This is a genomic window from Acinetobacter ursingii DSM 16037 = CIP 107286, from assembly GCF_000368825.1.
GTDB classification, from domain to species: Bacteria; Pseudomonadota; Gammaproteobacteria; order Pseudomonadales; family Moraxellaceae; genus Acinetobacter; species Acinetobacter ursingii.
The window spans coordinates 65,869-81,685 of sequence record NZ_KB849716.1 but is presented as its reverse complement, the minus strand read 5'-3'; the positions used below and the strand labels follow the sequence as shown (position 1 = coordinate 81,685).

Annotated in this window: 13 protein-coding genes; 2 read left to right on the top strand and 11 right to left on the bottom strand. The window is 41.3% G+C overall.

What is annotated here, in order from left to right; translation table 11 throughout:
* The first annotated feature begins 433 nt into the window (after positions 1 to 433).
* Positions 434 to 1,585: a Fic family protein gene (locus tag F944_RS05085; protein WP_004987728.1), complete on the top strand. Its 1,152-nt coding sequence runs from the start codon at positions 434 to 436 to the stop codon at positions 1,583 to 1,585.
* 231 nt (positions 1,586 to 1,816) lie between these two features.
* Here F944_RS05085 and pobA read toward each other — a convergent pair whose 3' ends face one another.
* Positions 1,817 to 3,031, bottom strand: a complete 1,215-nt coding sequence (gene pobA, locus F944_RS05080) for a 4-hydroxybenzoate 3-monooxygenase (protein ID WP_004987727.1) — start codon at positions 3,029 to 3,031, stop codon at positions 1,817 to 1,819.
* A 140-nt stretch (positions 3,032 to 3,171) separates the two neighbouring features.
* On the opposite strand from pobA, the gene pobR reads away from it, so the two are divergent.
* Positions 3,172 to 3,987 carry an IclR family transcriptional regulator PobR gene (pobR, locus tag F944_RS05075; RefSeq protein ID WP_004987725.1) on the top strand — a complete coding sequence of 272 codons (816 nt, stop codon included), beginning with the start codon at positions 3,172 to 3,174 and terminating at the stop codon, positions 3,985 to 3,987.
* Between the two features lie 44 nt (positions 3,988 to 4,031).
* Here the strand turns inward: pobR and F944_RS05070 are convergent, their stop codons facing one another.
* The 10 genes from F944_RS05070 to pcaB form a co-directional block, all read right to left on the bottom strand.
* Positions 4,032 to 6,461, bottom strand: coding sequence for a glucose/quinate/shikimate family membrane-bound PQQ-dependent dehydrogenase (locus F944_RS05070; RefSeq protein WP_004987723.1), 2,430 nt, complete (start codon positions 6,459 to 6,461; stop codon positions 4,032 to 4,034).
* 180 nt (positions 6,462 to 6,641) lie between these two features.
* Positions 6,642 to 7,961 carry a carbohydrate porin gene (locus F944_RS05065; protein ID WP_004987721.1) on the bottom strand — a complete coding sequence of 440 codons (1,320 nt, stop codon included), beginning with the start codon at positions 7,959 to 7,961 and terminating at the stop codon, positions 6,642 to 6,644.
* A gap of 61 nt (positions 7,962 to 8,022) precedes the next feature.
* Entirely contained in the window at positions 8,023 to 9,483 is a 1,461-nt protein-coding gene (locus F944_RS05060; protein ID WP_004987719.1) for a NosD domain-containing protein, read from the bottom strand.
* Between the two features lie 18 nt (positions 9,484 to 9,501).
* The gene (aroD, locus tag F944_RS05055) at positions 9,502 to 10,371 is read right to left on the bottom strand and encodes a type I 3-dehydroquinate dehydratase (protein ID WP_004987716.1); all 870 of its coding nucleotides are present in this window, start codon (positions 10,369 to 10,371) and stop codon (positions 9,502 to 9,504) included.
* Between the two features lie 59 nt (positions 10,372 to 10,430).
* On the bottom strand, positions 10,431 to 11,060 hold the full coding sequence (pcaG, locus tag F944_RS05050; RefSeq protein WP_004987713.1) for a protocatechuate 3,4-dioxygenase subunit alpha: 630 nt from the start codon (positions 11,058 to 11,060) through the stop codon (positions 10,431 to 10,433).
* Between the two features lie 17 nt (positions 11,061 to 11,077).
* Entirely contained in the window at positions 11,078 to 11,803 is a 726-nt protein-coding gene (pcaH, locus tag F944_RS05045; protein WP_004987709.1) for a protocatechuate 3,4-dioxygenase subunit beta, read from the bottom strand.
* A 36-nt stretch (positions 11,804 to 11,839) separates the two neighbouring features.
* Positions 11,840 to 12,244 (bottom strand): 4-carboxymuconolactone decarboxylase, encoded by a 405-nt coding sequence (pcaC, locus tag F944_RS05040; protein WP_004987708.1) that lies wholly within the window; start codon positions 12,242 to 12,244, stop codon positions 11,840 to 11,842.
* Between the two features lie 15 nt (positions 12,245 to 12,259).
* Entirely contained in the window at positions 12,260 to 13,615 is a 1,356-nt protein-coding gene (locus F944_RS05035) for a 4-hydroxybenzoate transporter PcaK (RefSeq protein WP_004987706.1), read from the bottom strand.
* Between the two features lie 40 nt (positions 13,616 to 13,655).
* Complete coding sequence (pcaD, locus tag F944_RS05030) at positions 13,656 to 14,456, bottom strand: 3-oxoadipate enol-lactonase (RefSeq protein WP_004987705.1); 801 nt, start codon at positions 14,454 to 14,456, stop codon at positions 13,656 to 13,658.
* Positions 14,453 to 15,808, bottom strand: coding sequence for a 3-carboxy-cis,cis-muconate cycloisomerase (pcaB, locus tag F944_RS05025; RefSeq protein WP_004987702.1), 1,356 nt, complete (start codon positions 15,806 to 15,808; stop codon positions 14,453 to 14,455). The genes pcaD and pcaB overlap by 4 nt, the downstream gene beginning before the upstream one ends.
* Positions 15,809 to 15,817: the final 9 nt, after the last annotated feature.

The following is a 15,817-nucleotide window of genomic DNA, read 5'->3' as shown; positions in this document are numbered from 1 at the left end:
AAACTCAAGTAGTTTTCTTTGAGTTTTTTTACTTAATTTACATCTAGTTATCTTCATAAAAGTAGACTATCACACTTCTAATCTACTACAGCCCCAAGAATAAAATAAAAGAGTGTATTGCGCTTTATTATATAACATTGAGCTCTGAAAATTACATTTCCATACTTGCGGCAAAAATTTTGTAAAGATGATTAGACCTTAACATAAAAATCTAAATTACAAGGTGAGCCAAATACTAGTCATTATCAGCTTGTTTTATGAGCCGAATAATCATTCTATTTAAATCAATATATGAGCCAATTTAAAACATATTTAGCTTATGGCGGATTTTCATAATCTATGTTTCATCAGAATGAGCCGAATAATTTGAATAAATAGCTCACATTTTGAGCCGAATAAAAGCTATAATCAGCTCATGGAATAGGGGATTTTAATGAAAAAAAGGGTCTGGCAAAAAGCCGATTGGACTAAATTTAAATGGGATGACACACTCGTCACGGTCAAATTGCGCTTAATCCATAAGAAGATAGGTCAGTTGGTTGGCGAGAGCAAAGCATCACCAGATGCTGAAGCATTACCCTTAGATATGCTGCTAACCAACCTCGTAGCATCTTCTTTAATTGAGGATGAAAAGTTAAATGTTCGCTCACTCAAATCCTCTTTAGCTCGTCGTTTAGGTGTAACAGAAGAAAATCCTGCGCCACTTCAGGATAAAACTGAAGGATTAGCCAATATCATGATGGATGCCGTAAATAATCATAATGCGCCATTAACTATGGAGCGCCTGTTGCAATGGCATAAATGGCTTTTTCAAAATATAGAACGCTTTGATTATGCCGCCCAGAAAATCAAAGTAGGAGAGATTCGAGATAATGCGGCTCCCATGCAGGTTGTGGGTGGTTCTATTTATGGCACATCAACCAAGCTTTATTTTGAAGCACCAGAAGGTGGAGAACATTTACTAGGACTGATGCATGAATTCTTAGAATGGTTTAATCATTCTAAAGATGATGTCATGCTTGATCCGTTGTTACGAGCTGCTCTTGCTCATTTTTGGTTTATAACATTACATCCATTTGAAGATGGTAATGGTCGTATCACTCGTGTCATCACAGATTTAGCATTAGCGCAAATGGATCACCAGAGTATTCGTTTGTATGCGATGTCAGTGGCAATCCATGAAAATCGTAGTAGCTATTATGAAATTCTTGAGAAGTGTCAGAATAATACCTATACGATTAATGAGTGGTTAATCTGGTTTTTAGATACGTTAGAGAGAAGTATCGACAGGTCTTTATTGAGACTGGATAGAACGATTGCCAAAGCTAAATTTTGGAGTTCTTATTCGCATATTGAATTCAATGAAGCCCAGAATAAAGTTTTAAATCGTTTACTTCATGGCGAAGAGATTGATTTTCCTCATGGGATCAGTGCTTCTCAGTATCAAAAAGTGACTGGTGTAAGTAAAGCGACAGCAACACGCCATCTAGTTGAGCTTTTAGAAAATGATGTATTGTATAAACTCGAAGGTGGTGGTCGTAGTACGCGCTATATATTGAAAATAGACAAAGAAAAGTTTATTTAAGAGATTCAAAATTACTGAGCTGTAGCTACAAACAGTATTGCGTAGGCCACAGTCTAGGATATTCTATTTAACATAATCTATATTATACGAAGTTATATGCTATAAGTATTTGTTTTTTAAATAGTTTTATTTTTATAATTCACGACCATTAGCAGCTTAATTTATTTCCTCTATACCCATAAGATCAATTAATGAGAAAGTATGTTGAATACTTTCCCATATCATATTGATTTAGCTTGCTTGTTTAAAATCACCAAAAGCTTTAATTTCATATGGCAAACCCACATAATTTTCAGCCAGTGTTGTTTGCCCAGCAATTGAACTTAAAATATAGCTGAGTTCTGCCTGTTTTATTTTATGGTCAAATTCACTTTCATTTTCAAAGCGATGCAACAAATGTGTCATCCACCATGAAAAACGCTCTGCTTTCCATACACGTTTCAGACATTTTTCAGAATATTCAAGAATGCCTTGGTCAGAACCCTTCTGATAATATTCAATAAGTGCGCTGGATAAATATGCGATATCTGAAGCAGCCAAATTTAAACCTTTGGCACCAGTTGGCGGCACAATATGGGCAGCGTCACCCGCCAAAAATAACTGACCAAAGCGCATTGGTTCAGTTACAAAGCTTCTTAATGGTGCAATACTTTTTTCAATTGATGGCCCAGTAATCAAATGCTTACGACTTTCAGGATCAAGGCGATTTTTTAATTCGTCCCAAAACTGTTCATCTGACCAATTTTCTACATTATCTGTCAATGGAACTTGTAAATAATAGCGACTTCGAGTTTCTGAGCGCATACTACACAAAGCAAATCCACGTTCAGATTGTACATAGATTAATTCATCTGCAACTGGTGGTACGTCTGCCAAAATTCCTAACCAACCAAATGGATAAACTTTTTCAAATGTCTTTATTTGATCTTGTGGAATACTGGCGCGACATACACCATGATAGCCATCACAACCTGCAATAAAATCACATTCAATTTGATAACTTTTTCCTTGAGACTCAAAGCTAACTTTAGGTTTTTCATAAAAATCAAAAATCTGTACATGATTTGATTCATAAAATGATGTTAAACCTGCTTGGTCACGCGCTTGCATCAGGTCTTTAGTCACTTCCGTTTGACCGTAAACTGTGACTTGTTTACCATTGGTTAATGCTGATAAATCGACACGATGCTTTTTTCCATCAGTTAAAATTTCTATGCCAGAATGCGCTAAACCTTTTTGATTTAGATTTTGATCAACCTCTGCCTGTTTCAATAAATCGACTGAAACTTGTTCCAAAATACCAGCACGAATCCGCGATGCAACATATTCAGCACTACGTTGTTCAATGATGATGTGATCAATTCCAGCTTTATAAAGTAATTGACCGAGTAATAATCCTGCTGGGCCTGAACCAATAATAGCCACATTAGTCTTCATGATTTCCATAACTTCATCCTTGCGATTTCCTTTCATTAAATTACGTGCTTATATGCCTGAGCTCTATATTTCAAATGAACTAGAATCCGTATACCATGACAACTGTCCGCTATACGGACAAAACCAAGCTGTAAACTAGGAATTTTGTTATGGAAAGACAAAGTGAATTAGTTCATCACCCGCATTCAAATGAACAAATTAGAACTGAAGATTACATTGCAGGTTTAGCCAAAGGTTTGGCATTACTTGAAGCTTTTGGAATCGATCGTCAACGCTTAAATGTAACTCAAGTTGCAGAACGCACAGGTATTAGCCGAACCGCAGCGCGACGTTATCTTAAAACCTTAAAGTTTTTGGGCTATCTGGAAACCGATGAGCATTATTTTTGGCTCACTCATCGTGTACTGCGTTTTTCTAGTTCTTATTTAAGTTCTGCGCATCTTCCAAAAGTGGCACAATCATTTTTAAACTTATTGTGCGCACAAACTACCCTCACCTTTTCTATTGTGGTGCTGGATGATCATGAAGTCGTTCCGATCGCGCGTAGTTATTTACCGCAGCAAGATAATTTACGTGTTAGTCCTTATGGGATGCATTTAGGCAATCGTTTACCTGCACATGCAACCTCTACAGGTAAGGTTTTATTGTCGACTTTAACTCTTGATGATCAGATTCAATGGATTCGACGCTATGGTTTGAAACGTTTAACCCCTTATACGATGATTGATGAATCTGTTTTTTTAAAAACACTCAAGCAGATTTCACTTTCAGATTATTGTTTATCCAAGGAAGAACATGAATTGGGGGTGATTGCCATTGCTGTTCCCGTTTTGAATGCTCAAGGCAAAGCGATTGCTGCGCTGAATTGTATGTCACAAACTAATCGGGTACAGGAAAGTTATTTGATTGATCAGGTATTACCTTTACTTAGAAATACCGCAAATGAACTAAGAAATATTATTTAATCAAAAAAGGGATTCTGACGAATCCCTTTTTTATAAATTTTTACTTATTTATCTAGAGCATAGGCTACTACATAGTCACCATGATCAGGAGACTGACGCGCACCACCCGCAGAAATCACAACGTATTGTTTTCCTGTTTTAGGTGAAACATAGCTCATTGGTGTACCTTGGCTACCGACTGGCAAGCGGGCTTTCCAGAGCTCTTTACCATTTGACGAATCAAAAGCACGTAAATAATAATCTTGGGTTGCGGCGAAGAAAACTAGTCCACCCTGTGTCGCCATTGGACCACCAATGGTTGGCATACCAATAGGCGCTTTTAAGCCCATTTTAATCCCCATTGGCCCAGTATCCTGAATTGTGCCCAAAGGTACTTGCCACGCTACTTGACGTGTTTTCATGTCAATTGCAGTCATGGTACCAAATGGCGGTTTTTGGCATGGAATACCCAAAGCCGACATAAAGCGGTTTTTGTTGACTTTATACGGTGTACCCGCCATAGGCACAGCACCCATACCGGTATTCACTTTTTCACCACCACTAGCTTGAATTTTGACATCTTCAGGTGTTTGTTTGATCAGTTGGATCCACAGACCTAAACGCATGTCATTGACAAACATATAACGATGCGATGGATCAAACGCAATTGAACCCCAGTTCATACCACCAAGTGAACCTGGAAAGCTCAATGAAATATCAGTACCCGGTGCAGTATATAGACCATCGTAACGCATTGATTTAAAGCTAATACGACACATCAACTGATCAAATGGTGTAGCACCCCACATGTCTGATTCAGTTAGAGTCTGATTACCAATCTGTGGCATTTCAACTGAACGTGGTTGCACTTTGCTGTATTGCTCACTTGGAATATCCGCTACTTTAACTTGCTGATTTTCAACTTTGGTCAGCGGTTGACCGGTAACACGATCAAGTACATAGAATTGACCAGACTTAGTCCCAATAACCACAGCAGGCTTGGTTGTACCATTTTTCATTGGGAAATCAACCAGACTTGGCTGCATTGGCAAGTCAAAATCCCAAAGATCATTGTGAACTGTCTGATAGACCCACTTCTCTTTACCCGTTGATGCATCAAGCGCTAAAACAGAAGTGTTGTACTTATGATCTGGCGCAGTACGATTGCCCCCCCAAACGTCTACAGATGAGCTTCCCATTGGCAAGAACACCGTATTCATTTGTGGATCATACGACATCGCAGCCCAAGAGTTTGCAGAGCTACGTTTATAAGTTTCACCTGATTTTAATACATAGTTTGGATCTGGGTTACGTGCATCAAATGCCCAACGTAATTGCCCTGTAATGACATCATATGCACGAATAACACCACCTGGCATATCTGCGGCAACGTTATCGGCAATCCGGCTACCAATAACTAAAACAGACCCTGCAACGGTCGGCGCAGAGGTGACTTCAAAACGAGGGGCTTTCGTGCCATCCCCTAAACCTTGTAACAAATCGACTGTGCCATTAACACCGAAGTCTTTACAACGTTCACCCGTATCTGCATTGACTGCAATTAAACGACCATCAGGCGTATTGGTATATACACGACGTGGACATTCGGTATTTGCTGTTACATTTGCAACAGGCGTGGCGCCTGCCAATGTCGGTTGTAGCAATGGTTGTGTCGAATCAAAATAAGCGACACCACGGCAACGCTCCCAAGCATCTGCTTTGGAATTCACTTCAGCTTTCCAGAGTTGCTTACCTGTATCGGCATCAAGTGCAAAAATATTATTATGTGGTGTACACAAGAATACTTTATCGCCCACCTGAAGCGGTGTCGATTGATCTTCAGCACCATTTCCCGTACCCGTAGTAAAGTCACCGGTGCGAAAGCGCCAAACTTCTTTCAATTTGGACACATTATTTCGGTTGATCTGATCTAAGGCTGCAAAACGGCTGCCCCCTGCATCATTACCATAATGATCCCAATTGACCTGCTTTTTAGCTGGATCGACAGGAACAAGTGGTAACTCTTCGCCAGATGCTTTCACCGTTGGATGTGGAATAAACATGCCGTATAAACCACCGATCATGCCTAAAACCGTCAAACCACCAATAATATAGGCAGGTACAGAAAGTGAAGTTTGATACTGATATTTACGAATAGAAGGTAAAGTCAGTAATAAAGCAGCAAATAGACCTGCTGGGAACATTAAACGCGAATGTAATGGCCAGAATTCCCATCCCGCATCAATCAACGCCCAAATCACAGTTCCAATAAAGACCAGCGCAAATAACCAAACGCCCAGTGCTTTTTTCTTAAAGATAAAAAATGCTGATGCGGTAGTGAATAAACCCGCGATCAGGAAGTACCATGAACCACCGAGGCTAATCAGTTTGCCACCGCCGATGATATAGAATAAGCCCGTAATTAATAAAGCTAGCCCAAGTATGAAACACCATATTTTCAATATGATGTGAGATTTTGCTTGAGGGTCAGACATACATCTTTCTCCACTTATCATAACAATGAAAATCTGCGAACAACCTCAGATCGTCACTGTTATGTATAAACACATTCAGCTAAAGTGGTTTTTGCCACTTTAGCTGTTCGAATAATGCTTAAATCCAACAATATCATGCTTATATTTTAATCAATATTTTTTATTAAAATCTCGATATTGTTAGAAATTTAAACGCATAGTTAAACCTGCAACCCACGCATCATCGACCTCTTTGACACCCGCAGGTTGATGGATATATTGGATATTTGGGCGTAGCATTACGGCTGGCGACCATTGGTAGGTATAATTTAGTTCAACATTGAGTTCGTCACGTTGAATTGGAATATAGTTGGTTGCAAATGCATCATATTCATAATAGCCACGACTTTCGTTAGTTGCGATTTGACGATCACGGGCACGATCATTCACCAAATAGTTGGCTAAACCAAAACCAATCGAATCGTTTGGACGGCTATCGAAAACACCTTTGTACCAAACAGCAATTTGCTGGGTACTTTGTACCGTTGTTGTCGCTTTATCGTTGAGGACACCATTAAAGCTCAAAAATAAGCCACGTTTTGGATCATTTTCACGCTGAGTTAACTGCTGTTGTGTATTAATCCAGAAGCTGTGCTTGCCACTATACTCTTTACCTGCTGTACCCACATCATTGGCATCTGCGGTTGAGTACAAAGCCCCTATCTTGTATTCGCCTGGCAAACCGTTAAATGCACGAAGTTTAGGTTTCCATGCTAATTCCACTGGAATGGTTGCACCTTTGACATTATTCATATCAAGATTAAAGCCATCGCTATTTGATTGGGTTTTGACATTATCAGGATTGACCTCATATACACCCAGACCCAACGTCCATTCAGGTGCAAATTGGTATTTTACATTTGCGCCCCAAAGTCCCACTGGCCAGTTGTACCAGATCGAACCAATCGATTTTCCAAGCTGCCCACCACAAAGTAAAAGATTTTGAAATTCGCATTGTGAGCTGTTGAAATCATCTGACATGCCCATACGACCAATTTTGACTTGAACGGTATTGTCATCAAAACCTTTTTTGATCCATGCCTGAGTTAAGCGCCAGATTTTTCCGCGTCCGTAAATTTCCTGACTATTCCCTAAGGCGCTTGAACGTGGATCTTTAATGCGCTCAAGTGTTAAGGCATTCCCGTCACGTTTGGTAATCATGATCGCCGCAGTCGTATCTTCCCAACCCGCAATTTTATTTAAATCAAAATTTGCACCTAAAGTAAGCTGCCCCGCATTTTCAAGGGTATTACTGTCATTGTAACCACCATCAAGATTGGTCGCAGCCTGACTCATAATCGACGCTGTAAATTTATAACCTTTGTTTTCGAGTTGCTGACGTTCACCGCCCCAATCCCCCAATAACCATTGGCGATCTTGCGACCAAAACTCATTCGCCAGTGCAATCTGACTGCTTAATACTGCTGTTGAAATCAAACCCAATTTAAAAAAATGATGCATATCCTTTCCTTTCTAATCTGGGTGTCTTCAAAGCGAAGACACCGCTTTATCCTTAATTTTGTTATTTGAGCTGAACCGCAGGACTTAATTCAGATGTTGCACCCAAATGATCCGTGACATTGGCTGTAATAGAAGGCATTACCGTTTTTGGTGTCCAGTTAGCTTTTGCAACACCTTGTGCATTTGTCATTACCACCATTGAACCCAGATATTGCTCAGCCTCAGATGAAGAAGCATTGCGATTTCCAAAAAATTCAACGTGATAACGCTGGTTTGGTGTTCCTTTAACTTCAATGCTCAACTGTTTTTTATTGAGCGTAAGTTTAGGTGCCTGAATGCCCTGATTTGGAATAGCATTACAGTTTTGTTGATTCGGCTGCGTACAGGTTTTTTGTAGTTTTGCGGGCTCAATCACCACACCGCCACCACGCGAACCAACAAAGCCTTCGTGTTCAAGTGCAGGAACGCCAAAAACGATCGCACCAAGACGCTGATTCGGAACACAGGAACCCCCTGCTTCACAACGTTTAATGTCTTTGCCGTTATCCCAAATCTGGTTTTTGGTCAAAGTCGTACGTGCATTGGCATCTTTTTCAGAACGGATCGCGATACCGATACGATTGCCATGTACTTTATTGCTGTCAAAGATATTGCCATCACCTGTCAGATTGAATCCTAATGAGTTATTGGTCAATTCGTTATACGCAATGTAGTTACGCTTGCCCCAGTTAATTTGCAAACCATCGGAATAGTTTTCAAATTTATTTCCTACAACGGCATTGTCGTTACCCCAAAGGATTTCAATCCCTTGTGATGGCTCAGGATTGGCTTTGGTGGAAGTAAATAGGTTATTGGCAATCAGGTTAAATGCTGCGCCACGTGTGAGCTCTAATCCATCGCCATTGTCGATAAATTGATTGTCTAGCACTTTATTATTGTTGGTCGTGGTTGAAGTCGGATTGCCCTTTCCATCATCACCTGTGATCATGACACCCGCTCCACCATAGTTATTACTGATGCGGTTATGCTGAATCAGGTTGTTACTTGAACGATTCACTAAAACACCAATACAGAAGCGGTGAACATCCAGACCTTTAAGAGTTACCCCATTCACGTCTTGTAGAACCAGACCGGGTAAAGTCATTGTACGAACATTGGTACCATACTGTTCAGGATTTGCCCCAGGACAAGCTTTAGCACCTTCACCTTTAATGTAGTTTGAACCATCAATGGCGATAAACTCACCCGTTTTATCCCACTCTGTCCCTATAATTTTTACAGAGGACTTGATCGGTGGTAATGGTTGGTTAACTTTAATCACATAAGGGGCTTTACCCACCGCTTGAATCAGGATTTGATTTTCCTGAGCTGCGTTAGCGTTGGATTGTTCAATCGCCCAGCGCAAAGAACCTTTTTCATTGTCATCCTGATAACGATCAACGACATAAGTTTCTGCCGCTGCAAAACCAGAAGTTACCAAGCCCAGCGCCAATAAAGATAGGCGTAAAGAAGTTAATTTCATGACATGTTCCCTGTCTTGTTAAGGTGTAGGTTGAACCGTTTTAAGGAATTGTTTGAGTTGAGTGACATCAATTTGTCCCGGTGCTGAAGCCTCTCCAATCATGCCGAAGCTTAAACTTCCGCCCATATTGGCAGTTGCAATACGGGAAATCGTGCCTAAACGCCCCATCGACATGGTTAAAAGCGGCTTTTTACTTTGCTCACTGACTTTCAAGGTGGCATTCATCAAGGTAAATACGTTTTGCTTGGATTTTGGCATTACCGCAATTTTTAAAATATCAGCACCCATTTGATCCTGTTTCAGCAATCGGCTGACAATTTCCTGCTCACTTGGTGTTTTGTCAAAGTCGTGGTTTGACATCACAACCAGTACTTTTTTCTGGTGTGCAAGCTTGGTCAATTTGGCAACCGCTGCTGGATCACGGAACATCTCAATGTCCAGCAATTGCATAAACGGTTTTTTCAGATATTCACTATAGATCTTTTCATAGTCTTGATCCGTTACTTGCAACTTTCCGCCTTCATTCGCAGTACGGATGGTGGTAAGTAAAGGCTTGTCTTTTAAAATCTGGTTCAGTTCTTGACCTAAGGCAATCACTTGTTTGCTATCGCTTGCAAATTCAAGCAAGTCAATACGAAATTCTGCAATATCTGCATCTTTGTTGGCTGCAATTACTTTAGCTTGTGCGATTGCCTGTTCTTTGGTTTTTGCCGTAATCGGCACAATGGTTTTAACAGGTAATTCACCAATATTAAGATTTTTTACAATATAGGATGCATGTGCAGGCGCTGTCGTTGCTTCTACAGCATGAACTGATGCAAAAGGCATAGACATGAATAATGCACCACTGATGCAAAGTTGTTTAACGAGTTTATTGGTATTGAACATTTACGTTTCCTTGTAAACCAAGAGAACTGTACGCCAAAAACGTACAGTTGATTCCATCATTAAATATCAAAAAAGACAGTTTCATCTTCACCCTGAATTCGGATGTCAAAACGGTATACGATTTCACCATCACGCTCTTCACGTTTAGCAATCAGCGTTTGACGACGAGTCGCCCATTCAATGCTATTCAATACTGGATCTTTGGCATTGGCTTCTGCTTCATCATCAAAATAAACACGCGTGTTTAGACCGATGTTGATGCCACGTGCAAAAATAATCAGTGCAATATGCGGTGCCTGAGTGGAGCCTTTACGACCCGGAACAGCACCCGGCTTAATGGTATTGAAACTCCAAAAGCCTGTATTAAAATCAGCACCTGTGCGCCCCCAACCCAAAAAGTTTGGATCGGCTTGTTTGTCTTGAGAATCAGCCTGACTTGGATATACGCCCTTCGCATCTGCTTGCCAGATTTCAATTAAAACATCGCGTAGCGGTAAACCTAGACCATCAAATACCTGACCTTCCAAACGGATACATTCACCTTGTGTATTTTCCTGCACAAGATTGTTATCCAGATTGTGTTCAAACACTTCGATATTGGCTTGTTTAGGTAAAAGACCAATATGTACGTATGGACCACCTGTTTGAGATGGGGTTTCTTTGAGTTCCTGAAAATTCCAACCATTCATGTTATTTACTCCATCCATTAAGTTAAGTCATTTTCGAAGTAAGTCGCACGACGACCACGTAGCGTGATGTCAAAGCGGTAACAACGGCTATCAGCTTCGATAAAATTGCTCTTGTCTTCCAAAGCGATTAATGCACGACGTTGTTGTTCTGAAGGAATGGTTTTCAGGATTGGACAAGAATCAATTAACGTATCACCTTCAAAATAGAACTGCGAAATTAGGCGCTGCGCCCAACCATCTGCAATTAATGAGAAGTGAATATGCGCAGGACGCCATTCATTGATACGGTTACGCCACGGATATGGACCTGGTTTAATCGTACGGAATACGTAGTAACCATTACTGTCAGTCAACATACGACCACAGCCACCAAAGTTAGGGTCCATCGCACCAATGTATTGATCATTTGGGTGACGATAACGACCAGAAGCATTGGCTTGCCAGACTTCTACAAGTGCATTTTTTACTGGACGACCAAACTGGTCACGTACATAACCATGAACAATAACGCGTTCACCAATTGGCAAACCATCTTTGGCATAGTTCAAAATCAAATCGTTGTCTTTAGGGCCAAATTTGTCAGCACTAAAATGAGGTGCAGTGACTTCTGTCAATGTTTCCGCAATTGAAATGAGCGCATTCTTAGGCGAGCGTAATACACTGGTTTTATAGCCGGGTGTATATGCTGGCGGATGGTCATCTGTATTACGCTGAGCGTAAGCTCCCCAAATAATTTGAGACATCATATCTCTCCTTTAAAAAGTAAAATCCTTGAACCGTTACTGTTGACCGTCTTGGTCTGAGCCAATCCCTAGCTCTACAAAAACTTCTTCTGCCATATGCATGGCGGCATTTGCTGCGGGTAAGCCTGCGTAAAGTGATGAATGAAGGAATAATTCCTTAAGTTCATCTTTAGTTACGCCGTTGTTGAAACAAGCACGAATATGCATACGCAGCTCTGCTTCACGTCCTAACGCAAGCAAAATACCCATCGTAACCAGACTGCGTGTATGACGTGGTAGACCTGGACGAGACCAGACCTCGCCCCATGCATAACGACTAATAAAATTTTGAAAATCTGAGTTGAAGTCATTCAGGTTCTCAAGTGAACGGTTGACGTGCTTTTCACCTAGAACTTCAGTGCGGACTTCAAGTCCTTGTTTATAACGTTGTTCATCATTCATTAGAGAAACCTCAGATCAAGTTGCATCCGTATGTGCAACAACAGATTTAACAAAGATTGCGACAGCGGCAGCGGCAGCAGGAATAAACAACATGCTTAGGATCATGGTAAATGACCAGTTATTACCTAACAAAACCGCACCAATCCATGCACCAAAAACCGCGCCAAAACGACCAATACCTGACATCCAAGCGACACCTGTCGCACGACATTGGGTTGGATAAAAACGCGCACTCAGTACAGGCATAGAAGATTGCGCACCATTGACCGCAATACCTGCACACAGAACAAAGACAGCAAGTAAAGTCGGATTAGATAAACTTTGACCGACAATTAGGGCAAAAATACCAGCAGCTAAATAAAAGCCAGCGATGATACGGTTTGGATTGAAACGATCCATTGCCCAACCAATAAACAAAGCACTGAGCACACCACCAAACTGGAATAAACCACCGATAAATGCTGCGCGTTCAAGCGATGCGCCCGTTTCACGCATAAGTGTTGGCAACCAACTGGTCAACAGGTAAATAACAACCAAACCCATGAAGTAAGTCAGCCAAAGTAAAACAGTACCTTTGACATATTTTGGTGAAAACAGCATGCCGAACACGCCTTTTTTATCACCTACATTGGCTTTTTCTTCAGGCACATGAAATTCAGTGACGCCTTGTACTTGCTGTGGCGCAATACGTGTCAAAATCTGACGTACTTTTTCGTTATTGCCGCCTTTTACAATTAAGAAGCGATAAGATTCAGGCAGACAGAAAATCACCAGAAGCATTAAGATTAGAGGCGCCCAGCCACCTAATAAAAATAGGCTATGCCAACCATGGGCTGGAATCAGCCAGCTACTAATGAAACCACCCATTGCCATGCCCAAGTTATAACCACAAAACATGCAGGTCACTAAAAGTGAACGCACGCGCGCTGGGCAATACTCAGAAAATAATGTGGTGGCATTTGGCATGGCTGCACCAAGACCAATACCCGTCAAAAAGCGGAAAATCACCAAACTATCCAGATTGGTTGAATAAGCACAAGCCAGCGTAAAACCACCAAAAATCAGCATGGAAACAGACAAAACGATTTTTCGACCAAAACGGTCAGCGGTTGGGCCAGAAACCAGCGCACCGATAATCATCCCGCCCAATGCAGCACTCATCACAGGGCCAAGTTGAGAACGATCAACACCCCAATCCTGAGCCAATGCAGGTGCAATAAAACCCATTGCAGCAGTATCAATACCATCAACAAAAACAATGAGAAAACAAACAATGGCGATCAACCACTGATACTTACTTAAAGGAGCATCATTGATCAGTGCCTGTGCATCTAAACTCGTTTTTGAAGTAGCGTAATCCTGAGACGCCATATTTGCCTCCTAAGGCCTAAAGTCCTTTTAAATATCTAAACTACTGAATAGACTCAATAAATTGACTGAAGACTTGAGTAAAGGCTTCAGGTTGTTCAATATTGGAAAGATGAGAAGCTTCAATGATATAAAGCTGACTTTCTTTGATGTGCTGTTGCATAAATTTACCATCTGCAACTGTAGTTACAGGGTCAGCAGTTCCTGCAATAATCAAAGTTGGAATCGCAATCGATGCAAGTTGTTCACGTACATCCGCCTTTGCCAAAGCACGACAGGCATTGGCATAACCTTGAGCTGGTGTATTGGCCAGACTCTGAATGGTTTGTTGTGCCAAATCATTATTTTGATAATCGAACTTATCGCTAAACCAACGCGTATGTGTGGATGCGACCAAATCAGCCAAGCCGTTTACTTCAACTGTATCTGCACGTGCATTCCAACCCTCGACTGTCCAAATTTTGGCAGCAGAATTCGCCACAGTAATGCTATTAAAGCGTTGAGATTGATGAATACCCAACCAGAGTGCAGTCATACCGCCCATTGAAATACCGCAAAAATGTGCTTTTTCAATGTTGAGTGCATCCAAAATATCGATGACATCTTCACCCAGATTTTGTAGTGTTGTATTTTCAATGACATCACTTTGACCATGACCACGGGTGTCATAAGTTACAACTCGATACTGGCTTTTTAATGCAGCAACTTGCGGTTGCCACATCCCATGATCTGTACCCAATGAGTTTGAAAATACGATTGCAGGTGCATTTTCAGGCCCATTGATCTGGACAGATAATGTTTTGCCTTGACGATTGGTCATCATGATGCTGTCGTGTTCGCTCACTTTGCCACTCCTTTTGCTTCCTGCAATACTGCGTCGATCTGGTCTTGAATATTGCCCAGATATGACTCAGGTTTAAAAATTTCATCAAGTTGTGAGGCATTAAAATATTGCTTCACGTCTTCAATGTTTGAAATTACATCTTTTAAATGTGTCTGTTCTGCAACTGCTTTTTTGCATGCAGCTTCCACCACATGATGCGCATTAAGACGCCCCATATGCGGTGCCAATGCCATCATCACCGCTTCTGCCATAACCAGCCCATGGGTACACTCGATATTACGTTGCATGTTATCCGTATTGACTTCCATGCCTTGTAACACATCCAAAGTGCGCTCTAATGCACCTGCGGTGAGTTGAAAAATTTCAGGTAAACACAACCATTCTGCATGCCAACTACCTAAGCCGCGCTCATGCTCTTGCACCATACTTTGATAAATGCTCGACATCAGTGCTGGCACACGATTTGCTGCTGCCAATACAGATGCCGCTGCGACTGGATTACGCTTATGTGGCATAGTTGATGAACCACCGCGACCTGTCGCAGTAGGCTCAAAAACTTCTGCAATTTCAGTCTGCATCATGAGTGACCAGTCACGCGCCATTTTGCCTACGCTGCCCGTAATCATGCCAAGTACACTTGCGATTTCAACGATACGATCGCGTTCACCATGCCAAGTACAAGCGGCTGCATTTAGCTGTAATTGATGTGCAAAAGCATCGACAACCATTGAGCCTTGATTCTGCAATGAAGCCAATGAACCTACAGCACCACCCAGTTGCGCGGTTAAAACACGTGCTTTCATGGCATCTATACGATCCAGATCACGTTTAAAAGCAGAAGCCCAACGTGCCAATTTATGACCTAAAGTAATCGGTAAAGCCTGTTGCAACCATGTGCGACCCATCATCACTTGATAACGATAAGATTGTGCTTGAGACAAAGCAGTGTCATAACACTGCTGAACTTGATTTTGTACAATGGCTAAAGCAGCACGACATTGCAAAATACAGGCTGTATCTAAAATATCCTGACTGGTTGCACCCCAATGTACATATCGCGCAGCATCTTCATCCGCTTGTTTGACGATGGCAGTCAACTGTTTTACAAATGGAATGGCAATATTTCCTGCCAAACCTGTTGCGGTTGCCAAAGCATCAAAATCAATGTGTTCCAATGCTGTTTTTGCAGTACGCTCAATCACATCAGCAGCAGATTGAGGAATCACCCCAACCTGTGCCTGTGCTTGCGCCAGTGCTACTTCAGCTTCAACCATATATGACACTAAAGTACGGTCACTGAAAATTTCAGTCACCTCTTTTTGGTAAAACAAGCTGGCATATAACTGGCTCATGATGACTTT

Excerpts from the sequence above, each read along its gene's own strand:
- F944_RS05065 (WP_004987721.1), bottom strand. The coding sequence starts at position 7,961 with ATGCATCATTTTTTTAAATTGGGTTTGATTTCAACAGCAGTATTAAGC.
- pobA (WP_004987727.1), bottom strand. The coding sequence starts at position 3,031 with ATGGAAATCATGAAGACTAATGTGGCTATTATTGGTTCAGGCCCAGCA.
- pcaC (WP_004987708.1), bottom strand. The coding sequence starts at position 12,244 with ATGAATGATGAACAACGTTATAAACAAGGACTTGAAGTCCGCACTGAA.
- F944_RS05085 (WP_004987728.1), top strand. The coding sequence starts at position 434 with ATGAAAAAAAGGGTCTGGCAAAAAGCCGATTGGACTAAATTTAAATGG.
- aroD (WP_004987716.1), bottom strand. The coding sequence starts at position 10,371 with ATGTTCAATACCAATAAACTCGTTAAACAACTTTGCATCAGTGGTGCA.
- F944_RS05070 (WP_004987723.1), bottom strand. The coding sequence starts at position 6,461 with ATGTCTGACCCTCAAGCAAAATCTCACATCATATTGAAAATATGGTGT.
- pcaB (WP_004987702.1), bottom strand. The coding sequence starts at position 15,808 with ATGAGCCAGTTATATGCCAGCTTGTTTTACCAAAAAGAGGTGACTGAA.
- F944_RS05060 (WP_004987719.1), bottom strand. The coding sequence starts at position 9,483 with ATGAAATTAACTTCTTTACGCCTATCTTTATTGGCGCTGGGCTTGGTA.
- pcaG (WP_004987713.1), bottom strand. The coding sequence starts at position 11,060 with ATGAATGGTTGGAATTTTCAGGAACTCAAAGAAACCCCATCTCAAACA.
- F944_RS05035 (WP_004987706.1), bottom strand. The coding sequence starts at position 13,615 with ATGGCGTCTCAGGATTACGCTACTTCAAAAACGAGTTTAGATGCACAG.
- pobR (WP_004987725.1), top strand. The coding sequence starts at position 3,172 with ATGGAAAGACAAAGTGAATTAGTTCATCACCCGCATTCAAATGAACAA.
- pcaH (WP_004987709.1), bottom strand. The coding sequence starts at position 11,803 with ATGTCTCAAATTATTTGGGGAGCTTACGCTCAGCGTAATACAGATGAC.